At 61.6% G+C, this 17,736-nt stretch carries 19 protein-coding genes and 1 tRNA gene; 10 read left to right on the top strand and 10 right to left on the bottom strand.

Annotation, left to right across the window (positions count from 1 at the left end):
• Positions 1-60: 60 nt before the first annotated feature.
• From NKH06_RS05770 to NKH06_RS05755, 4 genes are all read right to left on the bottom strand, one after another.
• Complete coding sequence (locus tag NKH06_RS05770; protein ID WP_245486113.1) at positions 61-465, bottom strand: DUF6074 family protein; 405 nt, start codon at positions 463-465, stop codon at positions 61-63.
• Between the two features lie 70 nt (positions 466-535).
• The gene (locus tag NKH06_RS05765; RefSeq protein ID WP_128303352.1) at positions 536-832 is read right to left on the bottom strand and encodes a DUF982 domain-containing protein; all 297 of its coding nucleotides are present in this window, start codon (positions 830-832) and stop codon (positions 536-538) included.
• Positions 833-991: 159 nt separating this feature from the next.
• Complete coding sequence (locus NKH06_RS05760; RefSeq protein ID WP_128303351.1) at positions 992-1,231, bottom strand: hypothetical protein; 240 nt, start codon at positions 1,229-1,231, stop codon at positions 992-994.
• 112 nt (positions 1,232-1,343) lie between these two features.
• Positions 1,344-1,766 (bottom strand): hypothetical protein, encoded by a 423-nt coding sequence (locus NKH06_RS05755; protein ID WP_023810457.1) that lies wholly within the window; start codon positions 1,764-1,766, stop codon positions 1,344-1,346.
• A 200-nt stretch (positions 1,767-1,966) separates the two neighbouring features.
• On the opposite strand from NKH06_RS05755, the gene map reads away from it, so the two are divergent.
• Complete coding sequence (gene map, locus NKH06_RS05750; RefSeq protein WP_023810456.1) at positions 1,967-2,794, top strand: type I methionyl aminopeptidase; 828 nt, start codon at positions 1,967-1,969, stop codon at positions 2,792-2,794.
• A 26-nt stretch (positions 2,795-2,820) separates the two neighbouring features.
• Here map and NKH06_RS05745 read toward each other — a convergent pair whose 3' ends face one another.
• The 3 genes from NKH06_RS05745 to NKH06_RS05735 are packed head-to-tail and all read right to left on the bottom strand — an operon-like array spanning position 2,821 to position 5,803.
• A complete protein-coding gene (locus NKH06_RS05745; protein WP_352673731.1) occupies positions 2,821-4,146 on the bottom strand; it encodes a sensor histidine kinase in 1,326 nt (441 codons plus the stop codon).
• The gene (locus NKH06_RS05740; protein ID WP_352673733.1) at positions 4,143-4,904 is read right to left on the bottom strand and encodes a response regulator; all 762 of its coding nucleotides are present in this window, start codon (positions 4,902-4,904) and stop codon (positions 4,143-4,145) included. The genes NKH06_RS05745 and NKH06_RS05740 overlap by 4 nt, the downstream gene beginning before the upstream one ends.
• A gap of 41 nt (positions 4,905-4,945) precedes the next feature.
• A complete protein-coding gene (locus tag NKH06_RS05735; RefSeq protein ID WP_352892484.1) occupies positions 4,946-5,803 on the bottom strand; it encodes a MipA/OmpV family protein in 858 nt (285 codons plus the stop codon).
• Between the two features lie 251 nt (positions 5,804-6,054).
• Between NKH06_RS05735 and radC the strand changes: the two genes are divergently transcribed.
• From radC to NKH06_RS05695, 8 genes are all read left to right on the top strand, one after another.
• A complete protein-coding gene (radC, locus tag NKH06_RS05730) occupies positions 6,055-6,816 on the top strand; it encodes a RadC family protein (RefSeq protein ID WP_352892482.1) in 762 nt (253 codons plus the stop codon).
• Between the two features lie 256 nt (positions 6,817-7,072).
• Positions 7,073-8,254 carry a carbohydrate kinase family protein gene (locus NKH06_RS05725; protein ID WP_023810451.1) on the top strand — a complete coding sequence of 394 codons (1,182 nt, stop codon included), beginning with the start codon at positions 7,073-7,075 and terminating at the stop codon, positions 8,252-8,254.
• A 71-nt stretch (positions 8,255-8,325) separates the two neighbouring features.
• Positions 8,326-9,099, top strand: a complete 774-nt coding sequence (locus NKH06_RS05720) for a glutamine amidotransferase (RefSeq protein ID WP_023810450.1) — start codon at positions 8,326-8,328, stop codon at positions 9,097-9,099.
• Between the two features lie 28 nt (positions 9,100-9,127).
• Complete coding sequence (locus tag NKH06_RS05715; protein ID WP_023810449.1) at positions 9,128-9,898, top strand: ATP-binding cassette domain-containing protein; 771 nt, start codon at positions 9,128-9,130, stop codon at positions 9,896-9,898.
• 33 nt (positions 9,899-9,931) lie between these two features.
• Positions 9,932-10,918: an autoinducer 2 ABC transporter substrate-binding protein gene (locus tag NKH06_RS05710; RefSeq protein ID WP_127293279.1), complete on the top strand. Its 987-nt coding sequence runs from the start codon at positions 9,932-9,934 to the stop codon at positions 10,916-10,918.
• A 47-nt stretch (positions 10,919-10,965) separates the two neighbouring features.
• Entirely contained in the window at positions 10,966-11,913 is a 948-nt protein-coding gene (locus NKH06_RS05705; protein ID WP_352555246.1) for an ABC transporter permease, read from the top strand.
• Positions 11,910-12,869, top strand: coding sequence for an ABC transporter permease (locus NKH06_RS05700; protein ID WP_352759174.1), 960 nt, complete (start codon positions 11,910-11,912; stop codon positions 12,867-12,869). Before NKH06_RS05705 ends, NKH06_RS05700 begins: the two co-directional genes overlap by 4 nt.
• Positions 12,866-14,185: a M20 family metallopeptidase gene (locus NKH06_RS05695; protein WP_352892479.1), complete on the top strand. Its 1,320-nt coding sequence runs from the start codon at positions 12,866-12,868 to the stop codon at positions 14,183-14,185. The genes NKH06_RS05700 and NKH06_RS05695 overlap by 4 nt, the downstream gene beginning before the upstream one ends.
• A 177-nt stretch (positions 14,186-14,362) precedes the next feature.
• Here the strand turns inward: NKH06_RS05695 and NKH06_RS05690 are convergent, their stop codons facing one another.
• Both NKH06_RS05690 and tig read right to left on the bottom strand, forming a co-directional pair.
• Entirely contained in the window at positions 14,363-14,887 is a 525-nt protein-coding gene (locus NKH06_RS05690; protein ID WP_023810444.1) for a hypothetical protein, read from the bottom strand.
• A 160-nt stretch (positions 14,888-15,047) separates the two neighbouring features.
• The gene (gene tig, locus NKH06_RS05685) at positions 15,048-16,514 is read right to left on the bottom strand and encodes a trigger factor (RefSeq protein ID WP_352555251.1); all 1,467 of its coding nucleotides are present in this window, start codon (positions 16,512-16,514) and stop codon (positions 15,048-15,050) included.
• A 373-nt stretch (positions 16,515-16,887) separates the two neighbouring features.
• Here tig and NKH06_RS05680 point away from each other — a divergent pair.
• Positions 16,888-16,972: transfer RNA gene (locus NKH06_RS05680), tRNA-Leu, on the top strand.
• 93 nt (positions 16,973-17,065) lie between these two features.
• On the opposite strand, the gene NKH06_RS05675 is transcribed toward NKH06_RS05680, so the two are convergent.
• On the bottom strand, positions 17,066-17,644 hold the full coding sequence (locus tag NKH06_RS05675) for an NUDIX domain-containing protein (protein ID WP_352892478.1): 579 nt from the start codon (positions 17,642-17,644) through the stop codon (positions 17,066-17,068).
• Positions 17,645-17,736 lie beyond the last annotated feature (92 nt).

The raw sequence follows: 17,736 nt of genomic DNA, 5'->3' as shown, positions 1-17,736 counted from the left end.
GAGTAAGTGTATTTACAAATTACTGATGCATGTGTGGAGGATGGAGGTTCAGGATTTGCTTCAAGCGGAAAGAATTGGCATCGACTCCGAGGCCGTATCAGCCAACATCTCTCGCTGCACGGCCAGGAAAAACCTGCGCACTTCATCGCCGGCTGCTGTTCTGTCCCTGCCGGATCCGACCACAAGATCGAGCAACTCCGACGCCTTGGCTCTCCAGAACGAGGTGGCGGTCTCGCCATGCAGGTTGCCGAGCTTGGCGGCAACCTCTCTAACCAAGAATACCTGACGGTCGATCGGGAATGCACGGACTTTTTCTGGGGACATCTTCCAAACCATGAGACTGACGCAACGAATCACCATCGCCAACAAGCAATGGCGTAGCCGGGAAGGTGGAAACGGAAGCTTAACGGCGCTGACGTAGGTGCTGCGGTCGTCGGGGACGAAAGGGCGCAGCCCTACGCTCACGACATCGCCGCGTGCGTTCAAACGCGATCGTTGACGTAGGAATCGGGGCAGGCGAAACGGGCGACGGCCCTCAGGCCTGGAGCGCCCTCGCCTCACCGCCGCGCTTGCGCGGCGTCATCATGTCCCTGGCCATCAGTCCACTGGCGCGGCAAAACGCCATGAACGCCCGGCAGGCATCCTCGGTCTTGACCACCTCCACCGTGGCGCCAAAGCAGGCGTTGAACGCTTTCTGATAGATCGGGCCCTGACGGCGCGCAGGCCAGTCCTGGAGAAAATCGAGCGCCTGTTCGACGCCATAGATCTCCTCGACTGGCAGACCGGATCCAGGCGCTATGCGCACCGGCACCTCGAATTGCAGTCTATCCATTTCCTGTCTCCCGAACGGCGTCGCCGAGGCAACGCCGTTCGTCGTCAAAAGTTGCTTTGACCGGCTTTTGGCTCAGAAATGTGTCGTCACTTGGGTCGCGGGCCGCCACATCGCGCCAAAGAAATCGCGCATCCGAGATCTGTCCTGGGTGCCATATGCTCACTGGTTCGCCGAATCCGTCTCCGCGTCGAAGGCCATGCGAATGGCGGTGATCAGTACAAATACCGTCGGCACGGCGAAGATGCCGCCGAGAACAAGGGCCGCCGTCGCTGACAGGCCGAGCGTCTCGGCAACCGCCCAATAGACGGTTCCGATGCAGATGAGCGCCTGGACGGAGAGGAACATGGCAGCCGAGGCCGCGCGCGACAGGGTTTTGAAAGTCTTGATGCGTTGTTGCATTGAAATAATCCGGAAATGACGCGCCGCGCGACCGCTGCGCGGCCGACAGCCGCCGCACGATCACGACGCAACAGGAATAACGAATGAGGTAAAGGGTACGGTCCTGGACCGCTCAGGCCGTGATGGTCGGCGGTGCGCGCGGCTGATTGGTGCTCGCCCCGGGAACCGGAGCGGCCCCATATCCCGAAACCATCGCTCTTTGCGATGTCCGTTCGGCCCAAAGAAAAACAGCGTCGGGGACCGGAAGCGCGGGATGGCCGCCGGCGAACTTGACCAGGAGCGGACGGCCGGCACGAACTTCCAGCGCTTGCGCCTTGCCGGTGACACGCAGCAGCGCCGCCACCTCGCCCGACCGCTCGACACCGACACTGGCACCGCTTGGCGCAGACCCCGCAAAGCCTGACGCCGCCGGCAGGCCGAAGCACAGCATCGCCAGCAGCACCATGCCCATCAGGCATGAGCACGCTGCCGTCAGCGGCGCTTCAGGCCATCCGGTTTGCCTGGCCGCCGCGAAGGGACGCGATCTCGAAAACATCACCCGCCCTAACGCACCATGGCCAGAAAGGGAAGCAAACCGGGCAAAAACCGGCAAGACATCGCCCATGCGAGGCAAATATCCGGAAGCGCGCGGCCGCATCAGACAGTTCTTCCTTGAACCTTTTGCCCTCAAGTGCCAAATCTGGGGAAATTTTCACGCTGGCTCTCCTGCAGAGCCCTACCCGCTACACGGACAAAATGGTCACCTATCTCGACGCCGCCACGGCCCCGCTCAGAAATACCGGCCAGATCCGCCTCTATGGCGAGGACGGCTTTGCCGGCATGCGCAAGGCATGCGATCTCACCGCACGCTGCCTCGACGAGCTGGTGCCGATGGTCCAGCCCGGCGTCACCACCGAAGCAATAGACCGCTTCGTCTTCGAATTCGGCATGGACCACGGCGCGCTGCCGGCGACGCTCAACTATCGCGGCTACACGAAATCGTCCTGCACCTCGATCAACCATGTCGTCTGCCATGGCATTCCCGACAACAAGCCGCTCAAGGATGGTGACATCGTCAACATCGACGTCACCTACATCCTCGACGGCTGGCACGGCGATTCTTCGCGCATGTATCCGGTCGGCACGATCAAGCGCGCCGCCGAGCGGCTGCTCGAAGTCACGCATGAATGCCTGATGCGCGGCATTGCGGCGGTCAGGCCGGGAGCCCGCACCGGCGCCATCGGCGCCGCCATCCAGACCTTTGCCGAAGGCGAGCGCTGCTCGGTGGTGCGCGACTTCTGCGGCCACGGCGTCGGCCAGCTTTTCCATGACGCGCCGAACATCCTGCATTACGGCAGCGCCAATGAAGGCGTCGAGATGCGGCCAGGCATGATCTTCACCATCGAGCCGATGATCAATCTGGGCAGGCCGCATGTGAAGGTTCTGTCGGACGGCTGGACCGCGGTGACGCGCGACCGCTCGCTGTCGGCGCAGTACGAGCACACGATCGGCGTGACCGACACAGGGTGCGAGATTTTCACGCTGTCGCTCCAAAAGCTCGATCGCCCCGGCCTGCCGGCTTAGAGCGCATCTACCCGGCAGGAGGCCGTCTATGCCGACTGCAAATCCGCGGCATTCGGCAGGTCGATGGTGACGACCAGTCCGCTGGGCTGGTTGTCCTCCAATTCGATCCTGCCGCCGTGACCCTGGACGATGTCGGCAACGATCGAGAGGCCCAGACCGAAGCCATGCTTCGATGCAATGCCGCGCGACGCATCTTCCTTGAAGAATGGTTCGAAAACACGAGCACGTACCGTCATCGGAATACCCGGCCCGTCGTCCCCTACCGTGATGCGCGCCGCCGTGCCGGTCGCCGTCAATGCGACCGTGACGTTGCCAGCGAATTTGACCCCGTTGTCGCAGAGATTGGCGATCGCACGCGCCAATGCATTGGGCTTGCACCAGCCCAGGAGCCGGTCCGGCCCGGAATATGAGACAGGAAATCCGACATCGGAGAATTCGGCGCAGACGGTTTGCAGAACGCTGGCAATGTCGGCGCGCTGCAGCTTCTCCGTCGAAACATCGTTGCGCAGATAGGTCAGGGTCTCGTCGATCAAGATTTCGATGTGCTGGACATCGGACAGGATTGCGGTTCGGATTGGGCCATCATCCATACGCTCGGCGCGAAGCCGCAGCCGCGTCAACGGCGTGCGCAGATCATGACTGACGCTGCGCAACATGCGCGTGCGATTTTCGATCATCGTGCGGATGCGCGTCCTCATCCTGTTCAGGGCGCGCGCCAAGCCCACCATTTCAATGGAACCGTGTTCGACGAAGAGCTGTTCGCCATTCTCGATCTCGGCCGAACCGACTGCTGCCGAGATGCGCTTCAATGGATCCGTCACGGCCCAAACCGCAAACAGCCAGATCAGCACGGGCAAGGCGACGAAAGCCATGAACCTGTAGAACGAGGCACGGACGAGGCCCGATGTCAGCCAGGAATCGGGCATGCCGAAATGGGCCAGGACGTCCTGCTGGTCCAGGTCGATGACAAACGCGTATCGGCCGCCGATCCTTAGCCAGCGTCCATCAACCGTCCCCCTGTCGATTCGCAAAAGCCATTCGACACTTCGCCATTGCAGATAGGACTGGGGAATGCCGCGTATCTGCTCCTTGGGCAATATCTCGAAATCAAAGCCGGCCCGCGTTGCTGTCGCCAGAATTGCCCCACGCGCCTCCGCCGGCGTTTCTTGCAACAAGGCAGCAACAACGGCCGCACGCCTTGCGTTATCTTCCGCGGCGGGAAGGTCGACGTTCTCCATGAAACTCTCGACGACCGAACCGACGAACATGATCACGATCACCGCGATGAAAATGATCGCCACAAACTGCCCACGCACGGACTGTGGCAAGAAACGGCGGATGAAACCCTTCATGCTTCCTCCACCGTCGCGGTGAAGATGTAGCCACCCAACCGAACGGTCCTCAAAAGCACCGGATCGCGCGCATCCTTTTCGATCTTCCTGCGGATTCGACTGATATGGACATCGACGCTACGCTCGATAGGCCCCGCGAGCCCGGCATGGGTTACGCCCAGAAGCTCCTCGCGAGAGAGAACCCGTCCTGCATTGCGACAAAACGCAAGCAACAGGTCGAATTCATGCGTCGTGGTCGTAACCCGCGCATTGTTGGGGTCATGCAATTGCCGTCGTATGGGATCGAGGCGCCAGCCGTTGAAACGAAGCACCTTCGACCAGTCCCGCTCGTCTGGAGTATAGGCTGTACGGCGCAGCAGCGCCCGTATCCTGGCCGTCAGTTCGCGCGCGCTGAACGGTTTCGTCACATAGTCGTCCGCGCCGATTTCCAGCCCGAAGATGCGGTCGATTTCCTCACCGAGCGCGGTCAGCATCAGGATCGGAATGTTGGTTCCGGCACGAAGACGGCGACAGATGTTGAGACCGTTTTCGCCCGGCAGCATGACATCGAGCACGATGAGATCGAATTTCTGGTTGCGAAGCGCGGCATTCATCTGGACGCCGCTCTCGGCAATTTCCACGATCATGCCGTTGTCGGTGAGCGTCTCGCCCAGCATGCGTGCGATCTCAAGATCGTCTTCGACAATGAGGATGCGCGAACCTTGCCTTGCCGACCTGCATTCGGCGCTCAAATCGCTTTGGTGCCGTTGCTGTGCCATTCCGGAGTTTGTCTAGCCTGCATTTGGTGCCTGGGTAGGCGTCAGAACCGATATCCGACGAGAAGCATCCCAGAAGGCTGGATCTTTTCGACGACAACAGGGCTGTCGGCAGCGTCACCCAAGAGAACGCCGACCCCCGCTTCGCCGCGCACCATCCAGTTCTCGTCGAGCATATATGTGGCGGAAATCGAAAAATCGGCGCGCTTCAAACCGGCGCCGGCATCATAGCGCGCCAGCCCCGAGCGAGCCGATTGTTCGGGCGTGACGCCAAAATAGGCCTGCATGTAATTTTCGTCGGCAAAGACGGCGGACGCGCTGGCGCCGATCATCAACGATTGAGACAGAGGCCGGGTCACCTCGATCCCCACCCTGCCCTCCAGGCCATCGCTGCCGCCGATGGTCTTGTCCAGCTGCGCGAATATTTCGGCTGGACCGAACTTCGCCGCTGCCTTCACGCCGACCGTCGCGCCCATGTCGACATCCCCCAAGCCGCGCAGATGGTCGGAGTCGTCTTCCTTGCGGCCCATCTCATAGCCAAGCCGCGCGCTGAACGCGAACGGTCCTTGTTCATAAACGGCAATGTTGGCACCTGTCGGGTCGATCGTCACCGTGTCGAGGAATGTCGCCGTGACGAAAGGCACGGGCATGATCTTGAACTCATCGCTGCCCTCGTATTTGGGGACAATGATGGCGCCGCCGCCGAGCACGACATGCCAGTCGGACAGTTTCTGTTCGAAGCGCGCGAAACGGGAAGGCTCGGGCGGCAGGGTAAAATCATCGGAATTCACCGCAATGGCGTCTGCCGCCAGCGCGCCCTCCGAATGCGTCGAAAGCAGGATTGCCATGGCCGCGAGAGATGCCCGGCCGGCAAATAGTCCAGAGTCGATTTTGGCGAACATGCGCGCTCCAGTATAACGAGGCCACGAGCCTCCGATGGCGCCAACATGTCAGGTGAAAGTGGCCGCATGCGTTAAGTGATGTTAAGTTTTGTTGCGCAATCGTGGTTTCATCTTGCCGTATAGGGAAGCCATAGACTGACAGCGGGAGCTGCCACGATCTGCCGTGGATCGTCTCGCGATCGGGGAACAGAACTGTTTCAATCCCGGCCAGAACGGTTCTAATGTCTGCGCTGGAGCAATGTGGGCGGTGTATGGGGAACACAAACGACGACGACGAGCGGAGTTTCTTCTCCGAAGCGCCGATGCGGCCTGCGGCGAAAGCCAAGGCGACGCTCGACGAAAAGCCGCATTACCTCGGCCATCGCGACCGCTTGCGCGAGCGCTTTGCCCTGGCGGGGCCGGATGCCCTGCCCGATTACGAACTTCTGGAACTTCTGCTCTTTCGCCTGATCCCTCGTGCCGACACCAAACCGGCGGCCAAGGCGCTGCTGGCACGCTTCGGCACGCTGGCCGAAGTGCTCGGGGCGCCGGTTGGCCTCCTGCAGGAAGTCAAGGGCATTGGCCCTGCGGTGGCGCTCGATCTCAAGATCGTCGCGGCAACCGCGCAGCGCATGGCGCGCGGAGAGGTGCAGAGTCGCGAAGTCCTCTCGTCCTGGACACAGCTTCTTGCCTATTGCCGGTCGGTCATGGCCTTCGAGGCGCGCGAGCAGTTCCGCATCCTGTTCCTCGACAAGAAGAACGCGCTGATCGCCGACGAGGTTCAGCAGACAGGCACCGTCGACCATACGCCCGTCTACCCGCGCGAGGTGGTCAGGCGCGCCCTCGAACTCTCGGCCACCGCCATCATCCTGGTCCACAATCACCCGTCAGGCGACCCCACACCCTCACGAGCCGATATCGACATGACGAAGGAGATCATCGAGGCGGGCAAGCGGCTGGGCATCGCGGTGCACGACCACATCATCATCGGGCGCAAGGGATACGCCAGCATGAAGGGCCTGTTGCTGATCTGACGGGCCGGGGGCATGCCACGACCGTCCGATCAAGCCCGGGCGATCGAATGAAGTGCAGGAAATTCGCTTGCACAATCTTTTGCCAAAAAATTTGAAAATTGTTCAATCTTGGAAAGAGGAGCCCAGTATCCGCTCTATTTCTGGATTAATCTTCCAATCTATAAGAATTCTCTCTTTGATTTTTAGAAGATAATTCCGTTGAGGCATCGCATTTTCGCTGCTACCGTTTTGAAACGCTTCAATTGGAACTCCGCCATTGCAACGCAAGCGCCCGACCATAGCGGATGTCGCACGAACCGCCGGTGTCTCCATCGGCACGGTGTCGAACTTCATCAATGGAACGGCCAGCCTGAGGGAAGGCACGCGCGACCGCATCGAGAAGGCGGTTGCCGCGCTGATGTATCGGCCGAGCTCCTTTGCGCGCTCACTGCCGGGCCGCGCACCACGCAGGCCAAAGAATCTCGACCATCTGCCAAGACTTCTGGTCGCCGGTAGGGTGAGTGTCGACTTCCTGTGCCGCGTCGACGTGCTGCCGCATCGCGACGACCGGATCACCGCCAGCCACATCGACAAGGCGTTGGGTGGCCCCGCGGCCAATCTCGCGGTTGCCGCCGCCGGCATCGGAGCTCCCTACGCGCTGGACGTTGAGCTGGCGACAGCGGTCGGCCAGGATCCAGAGAGCGATTGGGCGCTCGGCGCGCTTTCGAAATTGGGGGTCCACGCCTTGCCGATCCGCAACACGCCCAACAACCGCCTCTCCCAGGCGATCGTGATCATCGAGCGCAACGGCAGCCGGACGATCATCAGCGAACCGTTCGAGCTTGGCGAGGTCGACCTGACAGCCAATCTGGATATCCAGCCCGAGCAACGTTCGGCCTGCCTTCATATCGAAGGCTTTCACTACGAGACGATGACCGCGTCCATCGCGCGCTTTCATCAGGCGGGCTGGAAGGTGAGCCTGCATTCGGCCGGTCTTCCCAAAAGCGTCCGCACGCCGGAAACCTTCTCGCAGATGGTCAAACAGATCGATCTGACCTTCATCAACGATGTGATGATACGGGAGATCTTCGACTTTCGCAGCCGCATGGCGACGACGATCGAAGAGGTGCGGCTGATGCTGTCACGCATCAAACAACGGGGAACGGTCGTGCTCACCCTCGGCGAGTTCGGCGCCGTCGTTTTTCCGGCGAATGGCGGTCCGCAGATCGAGGTGCCGGCGCTGCCGGTCAATCGCGTCGACGCGACGGGCGCCGGCGACAGCTTTGCCGGCATCTTCCTTGCCCTTTGGCTGCATGGCGCGTCGCTGGGCGACGCCGCGCGCTATGCGGCAATCGGGGCGAGCCTGACGACAACGGTCGAAGGCGCGCAGGGTTACATCGCAGACTTTGCCACGCTGAAGGCTGCGGCCCTGGCGAACAATGCCGTGATAGCCAGTTAAAACAATGGCTTATCGACGTTCGACCTGGCGCGGAAAACCGCATCAACCGACGAAATCAGGAGAGTATGATCATGGCGAAAACAAAAGTCCTTCTTGTCGGCGAAAGCTGGGTGAGTTCGGCGACCCACTACAAGGGGTTCGACCAGTTCGGCAGCGTCACCTTTCACCTGGGCGCAACACCCCTGGTGGACGCTTTGAAGGGCAGCGAATTCGATCTCGACTACATGCCCGCCCACGAGGCCGTCGAGAAGCTGCCTTTCACCATGGAAGGGCTGTCGCAATACAGGGCGATCATCCTGTCCGACATTGGCGCGAATTCGCTCCTGCTCCACCCCGATGTCTGGCTGCACGGCAAAACGGTTCCCAACCGGCTCAAGCTCCTGCGCGACTGGACGCTGGCCGGCGGCGGCCTGATCATGATCGGCGGCTATTTCAGCTTCCAGGGCATTGACGGCAAGGCGCGCTGGCATCGCACGGCGGTCGAGGAGGCGCTGCCGGTGACCTGCCTTCCCAATGATGACCGGCTCGAAATTCCGGAGGGCTTTCGTCCTGAGATCACTGGTTCCAGAGACCACCCGCTTTTTGCCGGCATCGAGGGCGAATGGCCGCTGCTGCTCGGTGCCAACGAGGTCATCGCCCGTGATCGCGACGATGTCGAGGTCCTGGCGCGGCTGCCGCAGGACCAGGGCGGTCATCCCCTGCTGGTCACCGGGCGCCATGGCGAAGGGCGTACGCTGGTCTGGACGTCGGACATCGGTCCTCACTGGCTGCCGAACAGTTTTGTCGAATGGCCTGGCTACGCGAGGCTTTGGACCAACGTGCTGCGCTGGGTCAGCAACGCCTAGCCGATCCGCAATCGTCGGGGAACCCGTCATGACAGAGCCCTTTCTTGTCGCCAGAAACATCGCCAAGCGCTTCGGCGCTCTGACCGCGCTGGCAAATGTCGATCTGGAGATCCGCTCCGGCGAGGTGCTGGCGCTTCTCGGCGATAATGGCGCCGGCAAATCGACCTTCATCAAGATCCTGGCAGGCGCTCATCCGCCCAGTGGTGGGGAGCTTGTGATCGAGGGCAATCCGGTCGCCTTTCACTCGCCCAAGGATGCCGCGGCATCGGGGATCGCGACGATCTTTCAGGAACTGGCGCTTTCGGAGAACCTGTCGATCGCAGAAAACGTCTTTCTCGGCCGTGAATTGAAACGCTCCATTTTGGGCATTCCGTTCCTGAAGCGCAAAGAAATGCGCCAGCGCGTCGACGGCCTGCTGAAGGAGCTCGATGCTCATATTTCCGATCCAGAAGCGCCCGTAGGCAGCCTGTCGGGCGGCCAACGTCAGGCCGTCGCAATCTGCCGGGCGCTCAATCTGAATGCCAGGCTGGTCATCATGGATGAGCCGACCGCGGCCCTTGCCGTTGCCGAAACGCGCAAGGTCCTGGCACTGACACGGCGGCTTGCCGCGCGCGGCTGTGCCGTTGTGCTCATCAGCCACAACATTTCCGAGGTCTTCGAGGTCGCCGACCGCATCGTGGTGTTCCGGCGCGGCCGCAAGGTGGCCGAACGGCTGGCCGCCGATACCGATCACGAGGAAGTCGTTTCGCTCATAACAGGCGCTCATCCCGACGTGCGGGCGCTTGAAAAAACAAACTGAAACGCACGTCATTTCCAGAGAGGTTCAAACACAATGCTTTCACAGCTCAAGAAAGTGCTCGCCGCTTCCGCACTGTCACTCGCCATTGCAACCGCGGCGCATGCCGCGGACAAACACAAGGTCGCCTTCGTTCCGCAATTGATCGGCATCCCTTACTTCAACGCCATGGAAGCCGGCGGTAATCGCGCCGCCAAGGACCTGGGCGTCGATTTCATCTATTCCGGTCCCGTCGACACCAATCCGGTCGACCAGTTGCAGATCGTCCAGAACCTGATCGATCAGGGCGTCGAGGCGATCTCGGTCAGCGTCCTCGATGCCTCCAGCATCGCACCCGTGGTCGAGAGCGCCAAGGCGAAAGGCATCAAGCTGTTCACCAGTGACAGCGACGCGCCCGACAGCGGCCGCGCCGTCTATGTGGCGCAGGCGACCGACGAAGGCCTCGGCACAACCATTGTCGACGAACTCGTCAAGCGCGTCGGCGAGGACGCAACCATCGGCATCGTCTCCGGCGAGGCAACGGCGTCCAATCTCAACGCCTGGATCGGCTTCATGCAGAAGCAAGCCACCGCCAAATATCCGAAGCTGAAGCTGCTCGCGCCGCAATTCGCCGGCGGCACCGCCGAACGCGCCGCGCAAATATCAGGCGATCTGATGGCGGCCAACCCGGACATCAAGGCCATCATCGCCGTCGCCTCCTCGACATGCCCGGGCGTAGCCCAGGCCATCGAAACCGCAGGCAAGATCGGCTCGGTCATCGGTGCCGGCTATTGCAGCCCGAACACGGCACGGTCCTACCTGAAGAGCGGAGCCTTCGGCTTCACCGTGCTCTGGGATCCCGAGCAACTCGGCTATCTCACGGTCTGGGCCGGCAAACAGCTGATCGACGGCAAGAGCTTCGAAGCGGAAAACAAGGTCGCCGGCCTGGAAAAGCCAGTCACCTATGATGCCGCCAAGGGCATTTTGCTTCTCGGGCCGCCGGCTGTCTTCACCAAGGACAATGTCGACAAGTTCAACTTCTGAGCTCTGAGATGAACGTAGTGCGGCAGTTTGGAAACGGTGTCTTCTCCATGAACGGGCGGGAGTGGTCTCTGCTTGTCGCCTGTTTGCTGGCGATCGTCATCTTTTCTGTCGCATCGCCGCACTACGCGACATCAGGCAATGCAGCCACGGTCTTGCGCAACAGCGTCGAACTGCTGCTGATCGGCCTTGGCATGACCCTGCTGCTCGCCATGGGCGGCATCGATGTCTCGATCGGCATCGTCATGGGTCTGGCGGCGATCGCCATCGGGCGCGTGCTCGGCGCCGGCGGCAATCCGCTGCTGGCGCTCATTGCAGGCCCTTTGGTCGGTGCGCTGCTGGGATGCGTGACCGCCGCCGTCGTTGTCCTCGGCCGCGTTCCGGCAATTGTCGGTACACTCGGCCTGCTCGGTGTCTACCGCACCGCCGTCTTCGTACTTCTCGGAGGGCAATGGCTTTCGGGCCTGCCCTCGAGCCTTACAGATCTTCTTGCAACCAGCGTGCTCGGCGTCCCCGTCCCTGCCCTGGTGATTGCCGCTGCCTATCTGGCCGTCTGGCTGGCGCTGCGGCGAACCCCTTATGGGCTGCATCTGCTGGCGATCGGCAATTCGGAGGAAAAAGCGCGGCTTTCTGGCATCCCAGTGATCAAGATCCGCTTCACGACCTTCGTCATCAGCGGTGTGCTGACTGGCATTGCCGCCACGTTCTATGTCGCCACCTACCGCAATGTGGAGATGACGATCGGCAGCACGCTGGCGCTCGACGCCATTGCCGCGGTCATTCTTGGCGGCACCAGCATATTGGGCGGCAGATGCAGCCTGATCGGCACCGTGCTCGGCGTGCTTCTGCTTAGAATCCTGCAAAACGGTCTGCTGCTGATCGGTGTCCCCTCCCTTTGGCAGCCTGTCGTCACCGGCGTTCTCATCATCGGCGTGCTTGGCTTCGAAGCTGTTTGCAACCGATTGCCGCTCGGCAGATTTCAACGAGCCCGCGCATGAAAACGCTCCGCAACCTGCAGGGCCCGGCCCTTACCCTGGCTCTGCTCTGTATGCTTTGGCTGATCGTGATTGTCGGCCTGCTGGCGCTCAAGCCTTCTGTCTTCCATCTCGGTACCGTCACCACCATTCTTCAGTTCTCGACGATCCTTGCCCTGGTCGGCCTTGGACAAGGGTTGGTCATCATGGCCGGTGGCGCCGGCATCGACCTCTCGGTCGGCGGTGCGGTCTCGCTGTCCGCCATCGTCGCGATGCTTTGCCTCAAGCTGGGATTGCCGCCGGTCCTGCTGCCCGCCGTCTGCATCCTGGCCGGCGCGATGCTCGGTGCCTTGAACGGATGGCTGGTGAACGGGCTCGCGCTTCTCCCCTTCATCGCGACGCTCGGCACCTTCTTCGTCTATTCCGGCGCTGCACTTGCCATTACCGGCGGCGCGGCCCAAGCCGGCGTGCCCTCCTGGCTGCTTGTGTGGGGGCGCGGCGTCGTCATGGGCATTCCCCTGCCCTTTCTCACCCTTGCCATCCCCTGCTTTGCGCTAGCCGGTTTGGTGCTGCTCTCGACAGCGTGGGGGCGCTGGATCTACGCCATGGGCTTCAACGAACGCTCGGCCAGGCTGGTCGGTATTCCGGTCGATCGCGTTCGCTTGGTCCTCTACGCCTTGAGTGGCGCGCTCGCCGGCGCCGCGGGACTCGTCTCGATCGCCTGGCTCGGCAGCGGCAGGCCCAATATCGGCCAGAACCTCGAACTTGAATCGCTGACTGCCGCCATGCTCGGCGGCATCGCCATCACCGGCGGGCGCGGCGGCGTCGGCGGCGTGTTCGCGGCCGTCCTGCTGCTGGTCACGCTGAAGACCGGCCTTCTGCAATTGAACATCAACACGGTTTGGCAGGTGGGGATTGTCGGCGCCCTTCTGGTTTTTGTCCTTCTCGCCGACCGACTTTCCCAACGTTGGAGATCATGATGCCGTCCATGGAAGAGATCATTGCCGCGCGCGTCGAGGCAAGCGCTGACCGTATCGTCCAAACGCTGAGCGATCTCGTCGCCTTCCCCTCGATCGTGAAATCCGATCCAAAGGAGGCCGGCCCCGGCGAGCGTGATTGCCAGGTCTATCTGCAAAAGCGGATCGAGGCGCTAGGCTTCTCGACCGATCTATGGGACCCGGACGGCCCAGCACTCTACGAAAAATACAAGGGGCGGGCCGGCGCCAACAAAGGCAGGACGTTCGAAGGCCGGCCCAATCTCGGCGGTATCTTGAAGGGCACGGGCGGCGGTCGCTCCATCATGCTGACCGGCCATATCGATGTCGTCCCGCCCGGCGCCGCCGGGCACTGGACGACCGACCCGTTCCAGCCCGTCCTCAAGGACGGATTTCTACACGGCCGTGGTACGGTCGACATGAAAGGCGGCGTCGCCTGCATGCTGATGGCCGTCGAGATCCTGAGGGGACTCGACATTCCCCTGTCCGGAGACGTCGTCTTCACCACCGTCGTCGACGAGGAAATCGGCGGCATGGGGTCGCTGGCCATGGTCGATCGCGGCTTTCACGCCGACGCCGGCATCATGACCGAACCGACCGCGAACAGGATCGCACCGCTCTGTCACGGCATTCTGTGGGGGAAGATCATCATTGACGGCATAGGCGGGCATGCGGAGCTGACGCCCAATGCCTGGTATTCGAGCGGCCCGGTCGATGCCGTCCAGCTTTGCCGGCAGATCCTCGACGGCATCGACATCCTCAACCGGCGCTGGATGTTCGATCCCAGCAAGAACCATCCGTTGATGGACCTGCCCAACCAGATCATCGTCACCCAGATGAGCGCCGGCGAACATCCGTCCTCCATGGCAGGGCGCGGCGAGATCATCATCGACGCCCAGTATCTGCCAAGCGAGCATGACGAGTTCAAATTGGGCGGCAACGTCAAACGCGAAATCGAAGAGCACATAGCCAATGTCTGCCAGGCAGACCCTTATCTTCGCCAGCGCCCTGCCCGCGTCGAATGGATCCTCGACGCCGACTGCGCCGAAATCCCGTCGGACAATCCCTTTGTCGGCGTCTTCCAGGAGGCCGTCAAAGAAGCCAATCTCTCGCCGGTCCTGAGTGGCTTTGGCGCGCACAGCGACATCGGCCTGCCGACCGGACTCGGCAACACGCCGACCGTCAATTTCGGTCCCGGCGACCCCGCGCAGGCGCATCAGCCGAACGAACGCGTTTCGGTGCGCGATCTCGTCGATTGCACCAAGGCAATTGCAATTGCCGTCGAAAAATGGTGCCGCTAGCCGACAGCGCCAACATGAATGGATCGCTTAGCAATGCCACGGCAGGGGGCGGCACCGTGGCCGAACTTGCGCTACTGCCTGGTGACGTCGTCGCGTTCTGACAGCCGGCGGGCTTGCGCAAGAGATTTTGAGGTCCTGAGCAAACCATTCCTTCCGCTGCCCTGGCTCACGATCCGTTCACGGCGGATCGGTGTTGCAGCTGCCGGCTACCTGGTTGACGGCTTCGCCGAACCCGGCGAGGTCGAAATCGGCCTCGCCGCGCCCCGCCAGCAGCCCGAACCGCCACGAAAGCTGGAGCCGGTTCGCGGCAACAAGGCGCCTGATGCCGTCGGCTCCATCGCGCACCAGCATCCGGCCGCGCGGCCCGACCGACCAGCTTTCATCGAACTTGCTCTCCTGATCGACCGTGATCGACATCGTGATCTTGCGGCTGGCCGAAACAGCGTCGTTCAGTTGCAGCCATTCAGTCCAATGCGGCTCGCCGTTTACCCGGCAGGCAATCGTCAGGATCGGGCTGTAGCTCAAGGCACCGCCGCCGGTGATCAGCTTGTTGGTGGCATAGAGCGAGGCCGTGACGAGGCCGTCTTCACTCGTGCCGAACCGCCAGTTGTCAGGCACCGTGCCGGCCTGGGCAATGCCGCAGACCGAGACAAGCATCAGCGCGATTGCCGAAGCGTGTCCCAATTCGACGAACAGTCTCAACACGCCCTCCAACAACCAAGCGGCTTGCAATAGAAGCGCAGATAATGATCAAAGCTTGGTCGCCACAGGCCGTCGCGTGCGAAGCATGGCGGCTGTTGCAGTTTGGCAACGAAAAAGGCCGCCTCGACGGCGGCCTTCCTGTTTCAGCGGAGCGCTGGTGTTATTCGGCGGCCTTCTTCTTCGGCGCAGCCTTCTTCTTGGGCTCTTCCGCGTCGTCGGCCTTCTTGGCGTCGGCCTTCTTGGCGGCGGCTTTCTTCGCCGGCTTCGCCTTGACGGCGGTCTCGTCCTCTTCGTCGTCGGCCATCAGCTCTTCCTTGCTGACCTTGACGTCGGTGACCGAAATCTGACCGAGCAGATGGTCGACCACCTTTTCCTCAAACATCGGTGCCCGCAGCGTGTTCAACGCTTCCGGGTTGTTGCGGTAGAACTCGAAGACTTCCTGCTGCTGGTTGCCCGGATAGCGGCGCACCTGCTCGAACAGGCCGCGCTGCAGCTCTTCGTCCGATACGGTGACGCCGGCCTTCTCGCCAATTTCAGCCAGTACCAGGCCAAGGCGTACGCGGCGCTCGGCAAGCCGCAGATACTCGGCGCGCGCCTCTTCTTCCGTCGTCTCTTCGTCGGCGAAGGTGCGTCCGGCTGCTTCCAGGTCACGATTGACCTGCGCCCAGATGTTGTTGAACTCGGCGTCGACGAGCTTCGATGGCGCCTCGAACGAATAGGCCGCGTCGAGCTGGTCGAGCAGCTGGCGCTTGACCTTCTGGCGCGTCATAGCGCCGAACTGGTTCTCGATCTGGCCGCGTACGACGTCGCGCAGGCGCTCCAGCGACTCCAGGCCGAGGTTCTTGGCGGTCTCGTCGTTGATTTCCAGCGCGCCGGGCTGGGACACTTCCTTGACGGTGACGTCGAAGGTCGCTTCCTTGCCGGCCAGATGCGCGGCCTGGTAGTTTTCCGGGAAAGTCACGGTGACCTGCTTTTCGTCACCGGCCTTGGCGCCGACCAGCTGATCCTCGAAGCCGGGGATGAATTCCTTCGAACCCAACACCAGCGGCTGATCGGTGCCGGCGCCGCCATTGAAGGCCTCGCCGTCGATCTTGCCGACATAGTCGATGGTGACGCGGTCGCCATTGGCGGCCTTGCCGGTCTTCGGCTCATAGCTGCGCGCCGATTCGGCAACGCGCTGAACCTGCTCGTCGATCTCGGTATCCGGAACGTCGAACACCTGGCGTGTCACCTTGATGTCGGAAAAGTCCTTGATCTCGATCGCCGGGATGATCTCGTAGTTGAGGCGGAATTCGAAGTCGGCGCCGCCGGCCAGGATCTTCTCGGCTTCCTTCTCATCCTCGGTCATGATGACTTCGGGCTGCATGGCAGCCTTTTCACCACGCCCGGTAATGATCGAACGGGTCGAATCGTTGAGGATTTCGTTGACCACTTCGGCCATGAACGACTTGCCGTAAACCTTGCGCAGGTGCTGCACCGGCACCTTGCCTGGACGGAAGCCGTTGATGCGGACCTTGTTGCGGGCATCCGAAAGCCGCGCCATCAGCTTGGCTTCCATGTCACCGGCCGGCACGGTGATCTTGATCTCTCGCTTGAGACCGGAGTTGAGCGTTTCGGTGACCTGCATCGTAAAACCTTTGTTTTCACCAATGAGACTGCCACGGCCTCTGCCGTTCACAGCCTGCCGGTATATTCTTGCCGGGAATGGCTTTTGGTACGGAACCTGGCGATTTGACCGAAAACCCGGCTCAAACTCTCCCAAACTGCGTTCCAAAATGTGAATAAGTTCTTGTTTTTCCTACTTCTTATCACATTCTGCAGAAGCGGATCGTCGCGTCCCGTCACATTTGACACGCCTTTTGTCACAGGCGAGGCCAATTTTCAACAGTCTTCGCATTCCGGCGAATAACCAGCATTCGGGCCTGACCACATCTTGTCGCTGACCCACATCTTGTCTCTGACATTGACAGAATGATGGCCACATGGGATTGCCGGTCCATGCGGATGTGGCGGAACTGGTAGACGCCCTGGATTTAGGTTCCAGTGCCGAAAGGCGTGGGGGTTCGAGTCCCTTCATCCGCACCACCCTTCGCTCTGCGAGCTTCGGGTGGCGGCCACCGAAGCTCGTTAGACGAAGGAGTGTCCTCCGAAGCCCTGGCGAAGGAGGACCGGCGCCGTTCAGGCAGCTATCGGATTGAGCTTCAGATGCTGAAGCAGGATAATGGTCTTGGCGTCGAGGATACGGCCATCGGCGATGCCGGCCAGGGCCTCGTCGAGCGGCATTTCCAGGACCTCGATGTCCTCGCCCTCTTCTTGCGCCCCGCCGCCGGCCGAGATGCGGTCGGCGGGTGAATAACGGGCGATGAAAAACCAGAGACGTTCGGTGACGCTGCCGGGGCTCATATAGGGCGAAAACAGCCGCTCGACGTTCTGCAGCCGATAGCCGAGTTCTTCCTCCGCCTCCTTGCGGATGCAGGTTTCGGGATCGTTTTCGTCCAACAGGCCGGCACAGGCCTCGATCAGCGGCTCGCGGTGGCCGGTGACATAGGCGGGATAGCGGAACTGGCGCACCAGAAGCACGGTCGAACGCAAGGGGTCGTAAGGCAGGATCACCGCGCCATCGCCGCGATCATAGGTCTGGCGGATTTGCGTCTCCCACTGACCGTCGCGCCGACGGTAGTCGAGAACGGTCTTCTTCAGGACGGCCCAGTCGTCGGAGAGGATTTCCTCCGAACGGACGCGAATACGATCTTCCATCGTGGTCTCCATGCAAAAGCGCGTCGCGCTTTATGCTCCTGTTTTATGCGTGTCGTTCTCCCAAACCGGGGCCACTTTTGGGCGCCATGCAT

Source organism: Mesorhizobium sp. M1342, assembly GCF_040317955.1.
Taxonomy (GTDB): domain Bacteria; phylum Pseudomonadota; class Alphaproteobacteria; order Rhizobiales; family Rhizobiaceae; genus Mesorhizobium.
Note: the sequence above shows the minus strand (reverse complement) of the source record. Positions and strands in the feature narration are given on the sequence as shown.

Coding starts and splice junctions, on each gene's coding strand:
- NKH06_RS05705 (WP_352555246.1), top strand. CDS start 10,966: ATGAACGGGCGGGAGTGGTCTCTGCTTGTCGCCTGTTTGCTGGCGATC.
- tig (WP_352555251.1), bottom strand. CDS start 16,514: ATGCAGGTCACCGAAACGCTCAACTCCGGTCTCAAGCGAGAGATCAAG.
- NKH06_RS05695 (WP_352892479.1), top strand. CDS start 12,866: ATGATGCCGTCCATGGAAGAGATCATTGCCGCGCGCGTCGAGGCAAGC.
- NKH06_RS05755 (WP_023810457.1), bottom strand. CDS start 1,766: ATGTTTTCGAGATCGCGTCCCTTCGCGGCGGCCAGGCAAACCGGATGG.
- NKH06_RS05760 (WP_128303351.1), bottom strand. CDS start 1,231: ATGCAACAACGCATCAAGACTTTCAAAACCCTGTCGCGCGCGGCCTCG.
- NKH06_RS05765 (WP_128303352.1), bottom strand. CDS start 832: ATGGATAGACTGCAATTCGAGGTGCCGGTGCGCATAGCGCCTGGATCC.
- NKH06_RS05735 (WP_352892484.1), bottom strand. CDS start 5,803: ATGTTCGCCAAAATCGACTCTGGACTATTTGCCGGCCGGGCATCTCTC.
- NKH06_RS05720 (WP_023810450.1), top strand. CDS start 8,326: ATGGCGAAAACAAAAGTCCTTCTTGTCGGCGAAAGCTGGGTGAGTTCG.
- radC (WP_352892482.1), top strand. CDS start 6,055: ATGGGGAACACAAACGACGACGACGAGCGGAGTTTCTTCTCCGAAGCG.
- NKH06_RS05700 (WP_352759174.1), top strand. CDS start 11,910: ATGAAAACGCTCCGCAACCTGCAGGGCCCGGCCCTTACCCTGGCTCTG.
- NKH06_RS05745 (WP_352673731.1), bottom strand. CDS start 4,146: ATGAAGGGTTTCATCCGCCGTTTCTTGCCACAGTCCGTGCGTGGGCAG.
- map (WP_023810456.1), top strand. CDS start 1,967: ATGGTCACCTATCTCGACGCCGCCACGGCCCCGCTCAGAAATACCGGC.
- NKH06_RS05715 (WP_023810449.1), top strand. CDS start 9,128: ATGACAGAGCCCTTTCTTGTCGCCAGAAACATCGCCAAGCGCTTCGGC.
- NKH06_RS05675 (WP_352892478.1), bottom strand. CDS start 17,644: ATGGAAGATCGTATTCGCGTCCGTTCGGAGGAAATCCTCTCCGACGAC.
- NKH06_RS05710 (WP_127293279.1), top strand. CDS start 9,932: ATGCTTTCACAGCTCAAGAAAGTGCTCGCCGCTTCCGCACTGTCACTC.
- NKH06_RS05740 (WP_352673733.1), bottom strand. CDS start 4,904: ATGGCACAGCAACGGCACCAAAGCGATTTGAGCGCCGAATGCAGGTCG.